Annotated in this window: 12 protein-coding genes; 7 read left to right on the top strand and 5 right to left on the bottom strand. The window is 46.0% G+C overall.

The annotated features are described in order from the left end of the window. Positions 1-61 precede the first annotated feature (61 nt). Entirely contained in the window at positions 62-1,336 is a 1,275-nt protein-coding gene (locus tag D9Y29_RS23275) for a chromate transporter (protein WP_127132641.1), read from the top strand. 67 nt (positions 1,337-1,403) lie between these two features. On the opposite strand, the gene D9Y29_RS23270 is transcribed toward D9Y29_RS23275, so the two are convergent. Continuing rightward, on the bottom strand, positions 1,404-2,036 hold the full coding sequence (locus D9Y29_RS23270) for a response regulator (RefSeq protein WP_127132640.1): 633 nt from the start codon (positions 2,034-2,036) through the stop codon (positions 1,404-1,406). A 56-nt stretch (positions 2,037-2,092) separates the two neighbouring features. Continuing rightward, on the bottom strand, positions 2,093-5,164 hold the full coding sequence (locus D9Y29_RS23265; protein ID WP_164735523.1) for a ligand-binding sensor domain-containing protein: 3,072 nt from the start codon (positions 5,162-5,164) through the stop codon (positions 2,093-2,095). A 625-nt stretch (positions 5,165-5,789) separates the two neighbouring features. On the opposite strand from D9Y29_RS23265, the gene D9Y29_RS23260 reads away from it, so the two are divergent. Then, a complete protein-coding gene (locus D9Y29_RS23260; RefSeq protein WP_127132638.1) occupies positions 5,790-8,399 on the top strand; it encodes an MGH1-like glycoside hydrolase domain-containing protein in 2,610 nt (869 codons plus the stop codon). A 22-nt stretch (positions 8,400-8,421) separates the two neighbouring features. Then, positions 8,422-9,219, top strand: a complete 798-nt coding sequence (locus tag D9Y29_RS23255; protein WP_127132637.1) for an amidohydrolase — start codon at positions 8,422-8,424, stop codon at positions 9,217-9,219. A 132-nt stretch (positions 9,220-9,351) separates the two neighbouring features. Here the strand turns inward: D9Y29_RS23255 and D9Y29_RS23250 are convergent, their stop codons facing one another. From D9Y29_RS23250 to D9Y29_RS23240, 3 genes are read right to left on the bottom strand one after another with little or no spacing between them, the layout of a single operon-like run. After that, positions 9,352-10,920: a S41 family peptidase gene (locus D9Y29_RS23250; RefSeq protein ID WP_127132636.1), complete on the bottom strand. Its 1,569-nt coding sequence runs from the start codon at positions 10,918-10,920 to the stop codon at positions 9,352-9,354. 12 nt (positions 10,921-10,932) lie between these two features. After that, positions 10,933-11,973: a thiamine-phosphate kinase gene (gene thiL, locus D9Y29_RS23245; protein ID WP_127132635.1), complete on the bottom strand. Its 1,041-nt coding sequence runs from the start codon at positions 11,971-11,973 to the stop codon at positions 10,933-10,935. 12 nt (positions 11,974-11,985) lie between these two features. After that, complete coding sequence (locus tag D9Y29_RS23240; protein ID WP_127132634.1) at positions 11,986-12,762, bottom strand: inositol monophosphatase family protein; 777 nt, start codon at positions 12,760-12,762, stop codon at positions 11,986-11,988. Between the two features lie 49 nt (positions 12,763-12,811). On the opposite strand from D9Y29_RS23240, the gene D9Y29_RS23235 reads away from it, so the two are divergent. The 4 genes from D9Y29_RS23235 to D9Y29_RS23220 are packed head-to-tail and all read left to right on the top strand — an operon-like array spanning position 12,812 to position 16,847. Continuing rightward, on the top strand, positions 12,812-13,966 hold the full coding sequence (locus D9Y29_RS23235; RefSeq protein WP_127132633.1) for a glycosyltransferase family 2 protein: 1,155 nt from the start codon (positions 12,812-12,814) through the stop codon (positions 13,964-13,966). A gap of 42 nt (positions 13,967-14,008) precedes the next feature. After that, positions 14,009-15,523, top strand: coding sequence for a GH3 family acyl-acid amido synthetase (locus D9Y29_RS23230; protein ID WP_127132632.1), 1,515 nt, complete (start codon positions 14,009-14,011; stop codon positions 15,521-15,523). Positions 15,524-15,570: 47 nt separating this feature from the next. Beyond that, the gene (locus tag D9Y29_RS23225) at positions 15,571-16,224 is read left to right on the top strand and encodes a LysE family translocator (RefSeq protein WP_127132631.1); all 654 of its coding nucleotides are present in this window, start codon (positions 15,571-15,573) and stop codon (positions 16,222-16,224) included. 38 nt (positions 16,225-16,262) lie between these two features. After that, positions 16,263-16,847, top strand: coding sequence for a hypothetical protein (locus D9Y29_RS23220; protein ID WP_127132630.1), 585 nt, complete (start codon positions 16,263-16,265; stop codon positions 16,845-16,847). Positions 16,848-16,869: the final 22 nt, after the last annotated feature.

Here is a 16,869-nt window from a genome sequence, read left to right as displayed (position 1 = left end):
CAAAGTTCTGTGCACCTATTTTGATCAATGTAATTGTACATAAAACCGAACCAAGGCCTGCATGGTAATGCTTCGACATATTCCCTTTCTCAGGGCTGTATTTCTGCATAGTATTTCCGCTTTTGGCGGTCCCCAGGGACATTTTGGAATGGTGATGAAAACCTTTGTTCACCAACGTCATGATGTTACGGAGAAAGAAGTGCTCGATTATAATTCTTTCTGTCAACTGCTTCCCGGCGCTTCTTCCACTCAGGTACTCACTCTTATCGGATACAAACGTGGAGGTATTCCACTGGCTATCCTCACACTTTTTATCTGGATCTTCCCGGCCTGCTTCCTGATGGGAGCATTCTCTTTTGTGCTGGAGTATTTTGATAAAACCGCAGCCAGCAATACCTTCTTCCGTTTCATTCAACCAATGGCGGTAGGATTTCTGGCATTCGCCGCCACAAAGAGTTTCAAGCTTGCTATCAATAATACAATTACTCGTGTGATCCTTACTGTTAGTACAGTGATCACTTTCTTTCTTTTTAAAACTCCCTGGGTATTTCCAATACTCATCGTTGCAGGTGGCCTCGCTACCAATCTTAGTGATAAACGCATTCCGCAGAAAGGACAACCACCCAAGGAAATCCGCTGGGCCAATATCTGGCTCTTCGCTTTCCTGTTTCTTTCGGCTGGTATCCTTTCAGAAATGGCCAGGAAAAATGACTGGCCCAATCGCCGGCCTCTCAACCTTTTTGAGAACACTTACCGTTTCGGAAGTCTCGTCTTTGGCGGCGGACAGGTACTGATCCCTATGATGTACGAACAGTTTGTGGAAAGGCCGAAATCCGAAATGGTGATCCGTAAGAACCAGGAGAAAAAAGGAAATGTGATCAGCATCGAACGCGATGATTTCTATACCGGTGCAGGTATCGTACGCGCTATGCCAGGACCGGTTTTTTCCATCTCCAGTTTTATGGGTGGAACAGCGATGAAAGATCGAGGCGCCGGCTGGCAGATCCTGGGTTGTATAATAGGTTCCGTAGCCATTTTCCTGCCAAGCGCGCTTCTCGTATTATTCTTTTTTCCTATATGGCATAACCTGCAACGTTATGCTGTTGTTTTCCGCGCCATTGAAGGTATCAATGCCGTAGTAGTGGGAATAATGGTGGCATCTACTGCTTACATGATGAAAGACATAAGTATCACAGAATTAAAAACAGTCAGTTTGCTTAATATCGGAGTGATACTCGGCACATGGGCCATTCTCACTTTCACGAAATTGCCTTCGCCTGTAATTGTGTTGGTCTGTTTATTGGTGGGTTGGTTGACAGGAACAATATGGCCTTAACAAGATTCTATAAAATCAATGAAACCCGCTACCATAGGGAATTTTAAAAGATTAATGGTGTTTACTTTTACACAATCCTGTCTTTAAAGGCTTTTGCTACGGCTTCACTTTTCGAGTTTACGTGTAATTTTTCGTAGATCTTTTTAATATGGCTGCGTACTGTATCGATGGAAATATAGATCTCAGCTGCGATCATTTTATAACTGTATCCGTTTACAAGTAATTGTAATACCTGCTTTTCTCTTTCAGACAAAGAATAATCACTACCCTGATCACTGTGCATTTCTGAAAACATGCGCAACACCTGTGTTGCGATGGATGAGCTCATGGGAGCGCCACCAGTATGGGCTTCCTGGATATATTCGAGTAATTTGGCAGGAGGGGTTTTTTTCAAGAGATATCCGTTGGCTCCATTCTTCACTGCTTCGAACACATTTTTATTATCATCGAAAACTGTAAGCATCAGGATCTTCACATTGCTGTTTTGCTGACGCACCAGTTTCAAACCCTGGATTCCATTGATGCCTGGCATGTCTATATCCATAAGGATCACATCGGGTTGCAAACCTGCAACTTCTTCAACAACTTTATTACAATTATTGAATGCGCCGATCACTTCAAAGCCTTCTGATCCATTGAGGAGCATGGTGAGCCCTTCGCGGAGCGGAGGATTATCTTCATACAGGACCACTTTGATCATGAGCTGGGTGTTTTATGCAAAATTAGTGAAGTAATGGACGGAAATCAATCACATGATTATGTCAAAGGGACTTCCAGTAAAACGGTAGAACCTTTGTGTGGACTGGATTTCACCAATAATTTTCCATTCAGGGATTGAGCTCTTTTCCGCATGTTGTTGAGGCCGTTGCCATTGTCTGCCGTTTCCGCGTTGAATCCGATACCATCATCCTGTACCAGTAAGTGCAGTGTATGCTGATCCGCCCTCAATTCTATTTTTGCATTTTTGCATTGTGAATATTTGGCCAGGTTATTCACAGCTTCCTTGAAAACGAGAAAGAGGTCCCTTCGTTCTTCCATATTGAGTTTGAGATTGGCCACTTCATCGTCTACCCGGAAACTGAATTCAATATTGCGGGCTTCCAGAACTCCGGTTGCAAACTCACGCATGCGGGCGGTGATGCGTTGCATACTATCGTTCATCGGGTTAATGCTCCAGACGATATCATCCATGGCTTCCATCATCCGGCTGCTATTGTCACTGATCTTGTTAAGATACTCCGCTGTTTTGCCGGCATCTTTATTCACTTTCATCCTGGCCATCTCACTGAGAATGTTGATGGTGCTGAGAGTTGAGCCCATATCATCGTGAAGGTCCCTGGCGATGCGGGTCCTGACCCTTTCCATTTCCAGCAAGCGGTTGAGCCGGAATCGGTGTACCATGTAAATAATTCCTGCCATTAATAAAACCAATAATGAAATAAACCACCAGGTCCGATAAAATGGCGGCTCCACCTGGATCCTGAGTGTGGTGATGGTTGGTGAATCAACACCATCTGCGTTCCGGCACATCACTTTGAAGGTGTAGGAACCAGGCGGCAGAAGAGCGTAGTTGGCGTATAATCCAAGGTCAGCGCGGATCCAGTTCGGGTCCAGGCCTTCCAGCATGTAGAAATAAGTGGTTTTGTCGCGCTGCAGGTAACTCAGCGTTGCAAACTCGATGGTGATGCTGTTCTGGTTGTGCTGCAACTGTACCTTATCAAGATTCATTATCGAATCCGGCGGGAGATAAGTATTGAACAATTTGAAATCAGTAATACTCACTTCTAACGGAGTGGCACGTACGTAAAGATTACGTGGATTGAACTGCACTATATCATGAGCATTACCGAAAAGCAGGTCGCCACTGTGTTTCACCAGGCTGGCATTGGTAGGAAAATCACCATTGATCAGGCCATCGCGTTGTGTGAAAAGTGTGAACGATTTTCTTTTCGGATGATACCGGCCAAGCCCGTTCATCAGTCCAATCCATAAGTGGCCGTCATTGTCAAGTTCCATACAACTGGTAGATCCCGATGGCAGACCCTGATCAGTCCCAATGATCCTGATACTATCTGTATAGGGATTGAGTTGATTGAGAACGCCGGTTGAAACAAACCAGCAGCTGTCTGAATATTGAACAATATCTTTTACTACGTTGGAGTGTAAAGATTTGCCTGGACCGCCATTTGTGTGATAATGCCCAGGCAAGCGGCCGGTACTTCCATTGAATTTGTACAATCCTTTGTTATGGGAACAAACCCAGATATTGCCTTCCTTATCGGGAACGATCTTATAAATGATAGTTCCGATATTCTGCTTCACATCAAAACCTTTCAGGAATTCTGGTCCGTAACCCGCTGTGGGCGTCCATTTCACTAAATGACCGTATTGGCTGCCCAACCAGATATTTCCATTTTTATCGGAAATGATCTGACGGATCGTTTTTTCCTGAATGCCCGGCACCTGATAGTAAGCTGACCGTTTAGACTCCTGATCATAAATGATCACCCAGCCCCCCTGACATCCGAACCAAATTTTCCGGTGAACGGTATCTTCAAAAATGCACCATTGTTGTTTGAGCATGACCATATCCGGAAGTCCTTTCAAAACCTGGTTGGGAATGGGATTCATGTTCGCATCCCAGGTAAGAGTGCCAAGTCCCCAGCTTCCTGCGTAAACTGTTCCATCTAAAGATTCGATGATGGCATTGATGGCGAGTTCTTTTTCTTCTATTTTTCCATTAATCCACACATACTTCGATGTGTTGAAAAACTGACGTTCAGGATTGAAAACAAAAACCCCGTTATCAGTTGCCAACCAGAGACTTTGTTCGCGGTCTTCATAAAAACTGTAGATCCTGTCGAACTTTATACCGAAGTCATCGATATGGTCATCGCGTACAAACTGGAATTTTTGTTGAGAGGGATCGAATTCATGGAGGGTCATATGGCCGTAAGCCCAGATGGTGCCATTCGATTGCTCGATGAAATGATGTAATTCCCCATACAGCCCGTTCCTGTTTTGTAATCCGTTGCCATAGGGGAGGAAGCTGTCATTGTTCAGATCGAAACAAAAAGTCTGTTCACGGGTTGCTGGCCAGGTAGTGATCCAGCACCTTCTTTTAGAATCGATGAACAGCGCTGTGATGGGTTCATGGAATTGTTTTTCCATGAGTACCGTGTGGCCGTGAGGGTTATGGTCACGGTAGAACATTTCCCTTGTGGAAGGCCGGTAGATGACCAGGCCGGAATCGCATCCGATCCAGTAATCTCCATTAAGCGGGTCTTCAATGATAGTATTTGCTTGCCAACTAACAGGAACGCGTATGCGTGAACTATCCAGGGCAAACGTATTGGATACCGGATCATAGGGCAGGATCCCATATTTGGTGATATTCATAAAAACCGCTCCTGTACTGGATTTGAACATTTTGTACTCGGACCTTGGCGGAATTTCACCTTCAGTTTTGATCACTGCTTTTTTATAGCGGAAGGTTTTCGGATTAAAGAGGCCTGCTTCGTTACCGGGCCTCAGCCAAAGCAGGCGACTGGTATCTTCAAATATCTGGAAGATCCCGGAGGATGGAACATAGCGGTCATTCGAAGAACCAGAACGGTACATTACGGTTTTCCGTCCGTCATAACGCTGAAGACCATGCGCGGTTCCAAACCACATGAATCCTTTTTTATCCTGGTAAATACAATAAACCTGGTTGGAAGCGAGCCCGTCTTTCAGACTGAGCCTGTTAAAAATATATTTCCTGTGCTGAGCCGAAGCGGATACAGCAAACAGCAAAAAAACGCAGATATATACAATCGAACGGGGCAATTCTTGCAGTTGGATCCCTGTTTTTGGCGATCTGTTCAAAAGTACTCAATGATAATTTTTTCCCACTGTTTTAGGAAGTAAAACCACATAAATATGTGGTACCAGTTAGTGGTAAGCCCTTCGAAATTCGCTGATAAATGGAAAATATGTGAGGGGAAATGGGATGATCATGATAACGGGTACCTGTATACTAACAGTTGTTGACGGGAAATCTCACATCATTATGCTATTGCAGGATTTTGCAGGAGTTTGCATTTTTGCAATGGATTTAAAGCTACAGATTATTGTTCGATCACAATATAAACAGTTTAGTTTGGAGCCTTTACAAGCAACAGGTCCAGGCCTTATTTGAGAAAATAGCTATAACAGGCAAGCGAGGTTTTATGTGTGAATGAATTTGTGCGATACCAGGGTGCCGGTGAGGGTGTCCGGCACTCTGATTTTTTTACCAGTTTAGTCTCCGTGGTTCCTCTGTAAATAGTAGTAATAGGAATAGTTTAGTTTGGGCAAATGGCCTTCCGTAAAACGGAAGGCTTTTTTGCTTTCCGGTAATCCCTTAATTTCATGGTACACTTAGTGTTGACTATCGATTGCCTGCATTTTGTTTATATTAAGATTTTCTGTTATGACAGCTGAACACCAACGATTATCAGTCAACGCCACTAAAAAAATACCACTCGAACAGTGGGGCCCATATCTCAGCGAGCGCCAATGGGGCACTGTACGGGAAGACTATAGCCTCAACAATGACGCATGGAACTATTTTCCATTCGATCATTCTCATAGCCGCGCTTATCTCTGGGGTGAAGACGGGCTGGGCGGCATTTCCGATTTCTTTCAAAATCTATGCTTTGCTGTTGCGCTCTGGAACGGAAAAGATAAAATCCTGAAAGAACGGCTGTTTGGACTGGGCAATTACCAGGGCAATCACGGCGAAGATGTAAAAGAATTGTACTACCATCTCGATAATGTACCTACACATTATTATATGGAGTACCTGTATAAATATCCACAGCAAGCGTTCCCTTACGAACAACTGATTGAAGAAAACAAACGCCGCTCCAAACTGGAACCGGAATACGAGATCCTTGACACGGGCGTTTTCAATAATAACCAGTATTTCGATGTGCATATCACCTATGCAAAAGAGAACGCCAAAGATATTTGTATAAAAATAGAAATCACTAATCGCTATCACGAGCCTGCAGATATCACGGTACTGCCGATGTTGTGGTTCTACAACCGCTGGCAATCCGATGAATCGGAAAAGAAACCAACCATTACGAGGAGGGACAAAAATTCCGTGAAAGCGAACCACTCAAGGCTTGGCGCATATTATTTTTATTTTCAGCCACCAGCGGATGGGCTCATGACGGAGAACGAAACCAATTTTCAGAAAGTGGCGGCCCTTCCCAATACCAGCATCTTCACAAAAGATGCATTCCATGATGCAGTGATCAAAGGAGAAAACCTGGAAGTCCTGCAAAACAAGAAAACAGGAACGCGCTTTGCGCCTGTGTACAAATACCAGATCGAAGGTCATGGCTCGCGGATTATTTATTGCAGACTAAGTCATAAAATGCTGGAAAGTCCGTTCGGACCTGGCTTTACCGATATCTTCCGTTACCGGAAAGAAGAAGCCGATACATTTTATAATACTGTATTGTCTGCTAACACCAATCCACATACGAGAAATATCCAACGCCAGGCACTGTCCGGATTATTATGGAATAAACAGTTCTATCATTTCGATGTTGAAAAATGGCTGACCAGCTCTGATGGCATTACACCGGTTAATCCGGCCAAACTCACCGGAAGGAATCACGACTGGAAGCATCTCAAAAACCAGGACATCATCGCAATGCCGGACAAATGGGAGTATCCCTGGTATGCCGCATGGGACCTGGCTTTCCAGTGTATACCCATGGCCATGATCGATCCTACTTTTGCGAAGCACCAGCTTACGCTGATCATGCGCGAATGGTATATGAAACCAGACGGCCAGATACCTGCATACGAATGGAACTTCAGTGATGTGAACCCACCCGTGCAGGCATGGGCCGCACTTGAGGTGTATAGAATAGAAAAAGAGAAAACGGGAAAAGGCGATATCACTTTTCTCAAACGGGCCTTCCAGAAACTGATAGTCAATTTCACCTGGTGGATCAACCGGAAGGATCCCAATGGGAACAATATGTTCGAAGGGGGATTTCTTGGCCTGGATAATATCGGGGTCTTCAATCGCAGCAGTGTGATCCCCGGCGCCTTGCAGTTGGAACAGGCCGATGGCACCAGTTGGATGGGCATGTATGCACTGAACATGATGGACATGGCCCTGGAAATTGCCATGAAGGATGATGCATTTGAAGATACAGCTACACGTTTCTTTGAACATTTCGTGCTGATCGCAGAGGCGCTGAACATACAGGGCATGTGGAACGCAGAAGACGGTTTCTATTATGATACTTTGTCGCTGGCAGGCTCGTCGCCACTGCATTTGCGAGTTCATTCCATTGTTGGTCTCACTTCGCTTTTTGCAGTTTCCATTATTGAAAAGAAAAACCTTGACAAACTCGCCGATTTCAAGAAAAGGATTTCCTGGTTTGAAAACTACCGGTTGAAAAACGGAAGGTTCTGGCCCAATGAAGAAAAGAAAGAAGGAGATCAGATACTGCTGTCACTGGTGCCCCGTGATAAACTGGTATTGCTCCTTCAGCGTTTACTGGATGAGGCACAATTCCTCTCTGATGGCGGCATCCGCGCGCTCAGCAAATATCATAAGGACCATCCCTACAAAATACAGATCGAGAATATTGATTACCATATTCAATATGATCCCGGCGATTCCACTTCTGATTTTTACGGAGGAAATTCCAATTGGCGCGGCCCGGTGTGGATGCCGATCAATTATATCATCATTTCCAGCATCCGTCGCTTCGGTAGTTTTTATGGCGATGACCTGATGGTGGAATTCCCAACGGGTTCCGGCCAACAAATGAATCTCAACCAGGTTGCGGATGCACTTGCAGCCAGGCTGGTGGGATTATTTGAAAAAGATGAAGAAGGCAACCGGCCGCTTTACGGTAAATACAACTGGTTCTACCAGCAACCGCACAATGAGAAGCTGGTTTTGTTCTATGAATATTTTCATGGCGACAATGGCACGGGACTCGGCGCTTCGCACCAGGCCGGCTGGACGGCATTAGTGGCTTCACTGATCCGGGAACTGTCATAAGCTGCAACTTAAAAATCAATACATGTCTGATCTAATCATATCATTGATCCAGTCTGATCTTCATTGGGAAGACAAGAATGCCAACCTGGCCATGTTCGAAGAGAAGATCAATGCGATCAAAGAAAGAACACATATCGTATTATTGCCTGAAATGTTCAGCACCGGTTTCAGCATGAAACCTGAAGAACTCGCTGAAACTATGCATGGGCCTACCGTTGAGTGGATGAAACGTGTATCCGCTTCACGCAAAGTGATCCTGACCGGCAGCCTGATGATTGAAGAAGAAGGCAATTACCACAACCGCCTGGTCTGGATGTTGCCGAATGGTCAACTGGGCTTTTATGATAAAAGACATTTGTTCGCATATGCGAACGAGCATGAGCATTACGCACCGGGCAACAAAAGATTGATTGCGGCGGTGAACGGCTGGAAGGTTAATCTCATGGTTTGCTATGATCTGCGATTTCCTGTTTGGGCGCGCCAGTCGCCGGATACAGAAGATGGATCGCCGGAATATGATCTGCTGGTTTATGTTGCCAACTGGCCTGAGCGCAGGAACCATGCCTGGAAAACTTTACTGCAGGCAAGGGCCATCGAAAACCAATGTTTCGTTGCAGGCGTGAACAGGGTAGGAAAAGACGGAAATGAAATCTATCACAGCGGGGATAGTATGGTGGTGGACCCAATGGGCGCCATCATGGAAACAATTGTGCATGATCAGGGAATTATTACGGTTACACTTAAACGTGATACATTGACTGATGTGAGAACGAAATTGCCCTTTTTGCAAGATGGGGACGAGTTCAATTTGTTGACTTGATTCAGATATAAGGGTTGTGATGCGGAAGCGTGTTGTTCGCCGGAGGCGAAGAAATATAAGTCACTCGCCGGGAGGCGAGCGACAGCCAACACTCCGCAATAACTTCTAAAGTGCCTGGTCTTTTGGCAGTAATTACTTCCCGCCTTTCATGTCATCCATCACCTTTTCCATCCGGATCCTATCCCTGATGAGCCTGAAAACCACGCCCAACTTGGGATCTACACCACGCCTGATAAAATAGCTGTTGTATCCCACTTCAATATCGGGCATGATGCCCCGGCCTTGTTTCACCAAACTGCTATCCATTACCAAACGGAATCTTGGCAAACGGAAACGGATATGTGTATTCGGCAATGTTACATCCGGGATCATCCAGGCAGTATTGCCATAGGCGCCGCCGCCGGTTTCTTCTCCCACAACTGTTACATTGGATTGGCCTTGTATAGCTTTCGCAAAAAGCGTTGTTGCGGAAAATGAATTTCCTCCTGTAAGAATATATACCTGGCCATCGTAATGAAACCGGCTTTTTGGTTTGTAGTAGTGACGCTCGAAAAAACCAAAATGGAAATTTCCATCATCCGCCTTATGGGTCACTAACAAGGTCCATAACCAATATAGCGGCTGCAATTCGATATACTTTCCATACTGGCTGCTTCGTTTATTGGTATACAAACTATCAGCCAGCTTGAATTTTTTCTTCGAGATATATTTAGTGAGCAAAGTGGAGTTACTTGCATCGCCTCCGCCATTATTACGAACATCCACCACCAGGTATTTGATCTGTCTTCTCTTCATTTCCCGGAAACTACGACGGAAGAATCCCCTCAGGCGGCTGCTCATGGAGAAAGTATTAAGGGTCATGTAGGCCGACTTCAAAGTAGTATCGATCTGCAGGTTCCTGTTGGCATTAAGGGTAACGGTTTTGGGAACATCCTTCGGAGGCTTGGGTCCGGGTGTTCCCGGGGCCGGAAGCCGCCTGGATGTATCTGCTACAGGTTTTTCTTTTCGCTTAGCCGTTGGTGGTGGGTCAAAAGCCGCCATCATGGCGGATTGTGGCAATCCATTACTATCTATATAATCTATCTTCACCTTTTCAGGAACTCCAAATATTGCCCGGTAAAGGTTACCAAATGAATTGCGGTTGCTCATCATCTGGTATTTTCCGGTGATGATATTGCCATCGCTTTGCAGGTAATTGGTTAAAGTATCGATGATCCTGGCTACATCACGGCCATCAATAGCCGTAATCACGGTCCCTCTTTTTAAAAGAGAATCTTTTCGATTAAGTGTAGCCGTTACAGCCATGGAATCCGGCCCCCATACCTTAACGGTGAAGGGGAACATGCGGAGCCGGGCAGTATCCAGCCAGGCAGTGTATTTTTTTGAATACCGCATGGAAGTGTGGCCGCAGCGGATTTTAGATGTGATGGTAGACAGCAGGTTCCGGAATTCTGGTTCGGTCATGGAGTTCGTCAGTTGGCGGAAACCATTATCGAAGTACATGTCCATACTGTCTTTGGGAGTGAACCAATACAAACTGGGATGGTTTTCTTCCAGGATATCCCTGAACAGTGTAAAATCCTTTTGCAATTTGTCCGGTGCAAACTTTCTGTCAGGATCAAACGCTTTCCTGGAAGAGGAGCAACTGGCAAACAGGAGCGCAGTTATTCCCAGCAACAAAACAACCATCCGGTTCAGCATACGGGTCAACTTTTATTGCCGGCCTTTGAACGCATTCCAGCCCTGGGCTGTGATATCGTGTGTATGGCCACCTTTGGTGATGATCTTGGCGCCTTCTTCGGGTTCTGTCATATAACCGATAACGCTGATCTGTTCATTAAGAACGAGTTTGTCGTATTCTGATTGTGGAAGCGTGAAGAGGAGCTCATAATCTTCACCACCGCTTAGTGCGCAGGCCGTGGGATCGATCTCGAACTTGAAGGCAGCGCGCTTCATATCTTCCGAAATGGGGATCTTGTCTTCATACAATCTAACACCCAGGCCACTTTGCTGGGAAATATGGAGGATCTCCGAACTGAGCCCGTCACTTATATCGATCATGGAAGTGGGCGTGATCTCGCTTTGTTCCAGGAATTCGATGATATCCTTGCGTGCTTCAGGTTTCAGCAGTCGGCCAATAACGTAGGATTCATTTTCCAGGTCGGGTTGAACGCCCGGGTGTTCCTGGAAGATGCGTTTTTCCCTTTCGAGGAAAAGGAGTCCAACATAGGCTGCGCCGAGGTCTCCGCTGCAGCAGATAAGGTCGCCTTTCTGAGCGGTACTTCTTTTTACGAATTTGCCGGGTGTTACCTCACCGATAGCAGTAACCGAAATGATGAAACCTTTCTGGGAGGAGCAGGTATCACCACCCACGAGGTCTACACCATATTTATCGCAGGCTGCATAAATGCCTTCGTACAGTTCATCCAGCGCCTGTACGCTGATTCGGTTGCTGAGGCCCAGGCTCACAGTGATCTGAGTGGGAATGGCATTCATAGCATAAATATCACTGAGGTTCACCACTACGGCTTTGTAGCCGAGGTGTTTGAGAGGAGTATACATCAGATCGAAGTGTACGCCTTCGATCAACATGTCGGTAGTAACTACGGTCTGTTTGCCGAAATGGTCAATCACCGCGGCGTCATCGCCCACCCCCAATACAGTGGAAGCATTATGGACCTCGATGTTTTTGGTGAGGTGCCGGATGAGACCGAATTCTCCCAGGTCGGCTATTTCAATACGTTCTTCGCTCATGGTAATTTCTTTTTAGATCTGATCGTTGATCCATTTCAGCAGTTCGTCGTGGATCTTTCCATTGGTTGCTACAATCTGCGGCTGGTGCGGGCTGTAGTGGGCTCCGGTAAAGTCGGTAACCTTTCCGCCGGCTTCTTCCACAATGAGGAATCCGGCGGCGCTGTCCCATGCCTGTAATTTGTGTTCATAGAATCCATCGAACCTTCCTGCGGCTACCCAGCAGAGGTCCATGGCTGCGGAGCCCAGACGGCGAACGGGAATACCGGCGCGGATGAATCTTCCGAATGCTTCCAGTGGCCCATTGGGCTGGTTCAGGTAAGTATAGGGGAAACCGGTCACCAGGCAGGATTTCAGTACTTCTGATTCTGTGCTCACAGCAATCTGCTGGCTGTTGAGCATCGCTCCCATACCGGCTTCGGCAAAATAGAACTCTTTCAGGAATGGATTGAAAACGGCGCCCATGATCATTTTACCATTCTGCTCCAGCCCGATGGATACGCAGCAAATGGGAATGCCGTGTGCATAATTGATGGTGCCATCGATAGGATCGATGATCCATTTGTATTCACTGTCCATCACAATCTCTCCCGTTTCTTCGCTGAGGATGAAATGATCGGGAAAGGATTCCCGGATACTTTCCAGGATGGCTTTTTCAGAAGCGTGATCGGCCTCTGTAACCAGGTTGTTGATCCCTTCTTTATGACTTATTTGCAGGTTTTTGCTGTTGAAGTAATGTTGCAGCACTGCAGCCCCCGCTTCGGTGGCATTCAGTAAGGTTTCTTTTAACATGCGGCAAAGATAAGTTGTTGTTCAGGATTCTGGCTATTTTCGTGCCATCATGCGCTTGTCTGTAATCATCGTCAATTACAATGTGAAGTACTTCCTGGAGCAGTGTTTATGCTCTGTAATGAAAGCCATTGCCGCATTGGGTGAAGCAGCCGCCGAAGTGATTGTGGTGGATAACCAGAGCACAGATGGCAGCGTGGAATACCTTCGTCCTAAATTCCCTTCTGTATTCTTCATCGAAAACCGCGGGAACAGTGGTTTTGGCCGCGCCAATAACCAGGCTGTTCAAATGAGCAAAGGAGAGTTCATACTTTTTCTGAATCCCGATACCATTGTGGAAGAGAACAGTTTTACCGGATGCCTGGCTGAAATGCAGCGGCAGCCGGATCTGGGAGCGATGGGAATAAGGATGGTGGATGGTGGCGGAAAATATTTACCCGAGAGCAAGAGGGGGTTTCCCACACCCTGGGTGTCTTTCTGTAAGTTAAGTGGGTTGACCAAACTATTCCCGGCTTCGCGGATGTTTGCCCGTTATTACCTGGGACATTTGCAGGAGAAGGAAAGCAATGAAGTGGATGTACTGGCCGGGGCCTGTATGTTGGTGAGGAGAAAAGCGATTGAACTAACCGGTGGGTTTGATGAACGGTTCTTCATGTATGCCGAAGATATCGATCTCAGTTTCCGGATTAAAAAGGCCGGGTTCCGTAATTTTTATTTCACCGGCACGACTATTATACATTTTAAAGGAGAAAGTACGTTAAAGGACGCGCGGTATGTTCGTCACTTTTATGAGGCAATGATCCTTTACGTTAGGAAGCATTATAAAGGTATCGGCGCCTGGTCCTATGTGCAGTTGCTGAAAGCCATGATCGCCATCAGGTCTGTTTTACAATCCAGTCCAGCAGTTCCAAAAGGATTGAGTAAGGACCAAAGTATTGCAGTGACGGGTGATCCCGATACGGTGAAAAGGATTGTACGTGGACTGGGCGAACAGCAGGTGACCAACCAACCGCAGCAGGCCGACGTATTGATCTGTTGTGAAGGAGCTGATTTTACCTTCCGTGAACTCATCGGAAAGATAGAGGAGCTGGCTCCGGGAAAAAGGGCTTTCGTGCATGGAAGCGGCACGGAATGCGCTGTTGGCAGTGCTTCCAAAGACAGGCAGGGCGAGGTGATTCTCCTCAAATTGCCACCTGAATCCATTTAATACCTTAATTTTGAATTTGCCTGATCAAACAGGCATAACCGAATGGCGCTAATTGATATCTCCTTACCCCAATCGATTGCCAAAGCACTGAGATTGCCGGCACGTTCGCCCAAAAGGCAACAGATCAGGGTATTAAAGAAACTGTTGAAGAAGGCCCGATTCACTGAGTTCGGGCAGACATACCGGTTTGACGAACTTTTGTTGAGCAAACATGCGGGAAAAAAATTCCAGCAGCATGTTCCCGTATATGATTACAGCAAGATCTATGCACATTGGTGGCATAAAGCCCTCGAAGGAAAGCCGGATGTATGCTGGCCCGGAAAAATAAAATTCTTCGCACTCAGCTCAGGGACCTCCGAAGCTGCCAGCAAATATATACCCATTACGAATGACCTCATGCGGGGTAACAAAATCGTAATGATCAAACAATTGCTTTCCCTTCGCACTTATCATGATATTTCAGTCAGAAGTATCGGAAAAGGATGGTTGATGCTTGGAGGGAGTACCGACCTGCAGAAAGGGCCTACCTATTATGCAGGCGACCTCAGCGGTATCACAGCCAAGAAAGTGCCTTTCTGGTTTTCCCCTTTTTACAAACCAGGGAAAAAGATCGCCAGAACAAAAGACTGGGACCTGAAGATCGAAGCCATTGTTGAGAACGCACCCAACTGGGATATCGGTTTCGTGGTGGGCGTGCCCGCCTGGATCCAGATGTGTATGGAGAAGATCATCGAAAGATATAATCTTAAAACCATTCACGATATCTGGCCCAACCTCGCATTCTTCGTTCACGGAGGCGTTAGCTTTGAACCCTATAAAAAAGGTTTTGAAAAACTGGTTGGAAAACCACTTACCTATATCGAGACCTATCTGGCATCAGAAGGTTTTGTTGCTTACCAGGACAGGCAGTTTGCCAAAGGCATGCGACTGTCTTTGAACGATCATATCTTTTTTGAATTCATTCCTTTCAACGACGAGAACTTCGATGCAGAAGGAAACGTAGTGGAGAATCCGAAAACACTGATGATCCACGAAGTGGAAGAAGGAAAAGATTATGCCATCCTCCTCAGCACCGCCGCAGGCGCCTGGCGTTACCTCATTGGCGATACCGTTCGTTTTGTGGATAAGGAGAGATGCGAGATCATCATCACCGGCCGCACCAAACATTTCCTCAGTCTTGTTGGCGAACACCTGAGCGTAGACAATATGAACAAGGCTGTTAAACTCGTAAGTGATGAACTGAATATTCATATCCCCGAATATACCGTGGCCGGAGTTCCGCACGGATTGTTCTTTGCCCATCAATGGTACGTTGCCTGCGATGACCAGGTAGACGCAGAAGTCCTCAGGCATATGATCGATTGCAAACTCAAAGAGCTCAATGACGACTATGCGGTTGAAAGAGGCAGCGCATTGAAAGATGTTTTCCTCACCATCCTTCCCGAATCCAGGTTCATGGAATTCATGCACAGCAAAGGGAAAGTTGGCGGACAGCATAAGTTCCCCCGTGTAATGAAAGGGAAAATGCTGGACGACTGGAAAGCGTTTGTTCAATAATATATGTAAATTGTCACTTTAAAACTTATTCCCTTTTATAATTACGCATGTGGCAGGCCATTATCAGTGGAGTAACGCTAGGATGTATTCTTGCCTTATCGGTGGGGCCTGTGATCTTTACCATCATCAAGCAAAGCCTGGTGAACGGACATACCGGCGGTTTCAGTTTTGTGGCGGGAGTATGGCTCAGTGATATTGTAATGGTGGTGGTGGCCAATGCATTTTCGCAACTGGTTGCCGAGATCACAGAATACACAACCGTGATCGCTTATTGCGGCGCCGCCTTCCTGCTACTGATGGGCATATATTATCTCTTCTTCAAAAAAGTATCCCTGAGAACTGATGCTGACGGACAATCACTCCGGTTCAGCAAACGCGAAATGATGAAGATCTTTTCCAGCGGATTCCTGATCAATACCCTCAACCCGAGCGTGCTCCTGTTCTGGATCACAACGGCTACGGCTTTTGCCGCCAAATACACTTTCAATGAACGCATACTGCTGTTCTCGGTTTGTATCGCATTCAATATTGTAGCCGATGCAGCAAAAGTATTATTGGCCGGTCGCCTGGGCGCAAAACTCACCATCAACAATATTTCCATTATCAATAAGGTAACAGGTGTGATCCTTGTGGCATTCGGTTTTGCGTTGTTGTATACTGCGATATTTGTGAAAGACACTTCAGTCTTAACAAATCATTAGATCAAACACAGTTTCGGCTGTACTAACTTGTTGTCTGCATGAAACCAACCATACTCGCCTTATTTTTATGCACGCTCGCAATCACTGCGTTTTCGCAGGAATCAGATTTTATCATACTCAAGAAAAAGAATAATCGAACCGTAAAGACCTATGCGGAAGGAAGTTTCCTTTCAGCCCGTTTGAACAATGGTTTTGATGTACATGGCTATATCACGGCCATCAGGAATGATTCCATTTATTTACGTCATCAGGAAACGAGGATGTTCGGTACAGAGTTCGGCAGTAAACTGGATACATTTGTTTATGCTGTGGCTTTCGACTATCACCAGATCATCCGTTACAATATAAAGGATAGCGATCTTTATGGAAGACCTACCGGATTTTCTGTGCTAAGTGTTCCGGGGCTTATGCTGGTTGGTGGTGCTGGCTTCCTCATCCTTGAAACAGTGAATACCTTATACAGAAAAGAATCCTTCTCAGACAATAACAGGTTACTCACCATGGGCATTGCGGCCGGAGTGGCCGCTGCCGGCTACTTCTGGGGCAAGGCAAATGCCAATAGAGAGAATAAAAAGAACAAATTGAATGTGGTGTATGTAAAGGCCGGTTCGATACTCAAATAGTCCGGACTGAATTATTATCTTG

This window comes from Pseudoflavitalea rhizosphaerae, assembly GCF_003991355.1.
Lineage (GTDB): Bacteria > Bacteroidota > Bacteroidia > Chitinophagales > Chitinophagaceae > Pseudobacter > Pseudobacter rhizosphaerae.
Note: the sequence above shows the minus strand (reverse complement) of the source record. Positions and strands in the feature narration are given on the sequence as shown.

Coding starts and splice junctions, on each gene's coding strand:
- D9Y29_RS23250 (WP_127132636.1), bottom strand. CDS start 10,920: ATGCTGAACCGGATGGTTGTTTTGTTGCTGGGAATAACTGCGCTCCTG.
- D9Y29_RS23260 (WP_127132638.1), top strand. CDS start 5,790: ATGACAGCTGAACACCAACGATTATCAGTCAACGCCACTAAAAAAATA.
- D9Y29_RS23255 (WP_127132637.1), top strand. CDS start 8,422: ATGTCTGATCTAATCATATCATTGATCCAGTCTGATCTTCATTGGGAA.
- D9Y29_RS23235 (WP_127132633.1), top strand. CDS start 12,812: ATGCGCTTGTCTGTAATCATCGTCAATTACAATGTGAAGTACTTCCTG.
- D9Y29_RS23275 (WP_127132641.1), top strand. CDS start 62: ATGGTAATGCTTCGACATATTCCCTTTCTCAGGGCTGTATTTCTGCAT.
- D9Y29_RS23230 (WP_127132632.1), top strand. CDS start 14,009: ATGGCGCTAATTGATATCTCCTTACCCCAATCGATTGCCAAAGCACTG.
- D9Y29_RS23240 (WP_127132634.1), bottom strand. CDS start 12,762: ATGTTAAAAGAAACCTTACTGAATGCCACCGAAGCGGGGGCTGCAGTG.
- thiL (WP_127132635.1), bottom strand. CDS start 11,973: ATGAGCGAAGAACGTATTGAAATAGCCGACCTGGGAGAATTCGGTCTC.
- D9Y29_RS23270 (WP_127132640.1), bottom strand. CDS start 2,036: ATGATCAAAGTGGTCCTGTATGAAGATAATCCTCCGCTCCGCGAAGGG.
- D9Y29_RS23220 (WP_127132630.1), top strand. CDS start 16,263: ATGAAACCAACCATACTCGCCTTATTTTTATGCACGCTCGCAATCACT.
- D9Y29_RS23225 (WP_127132631.1), top strand. CDS start 15,571: ATGTGGCAGGCCATTATCAGTGGAGTAACGCTAGGATGTATTCTTGCC.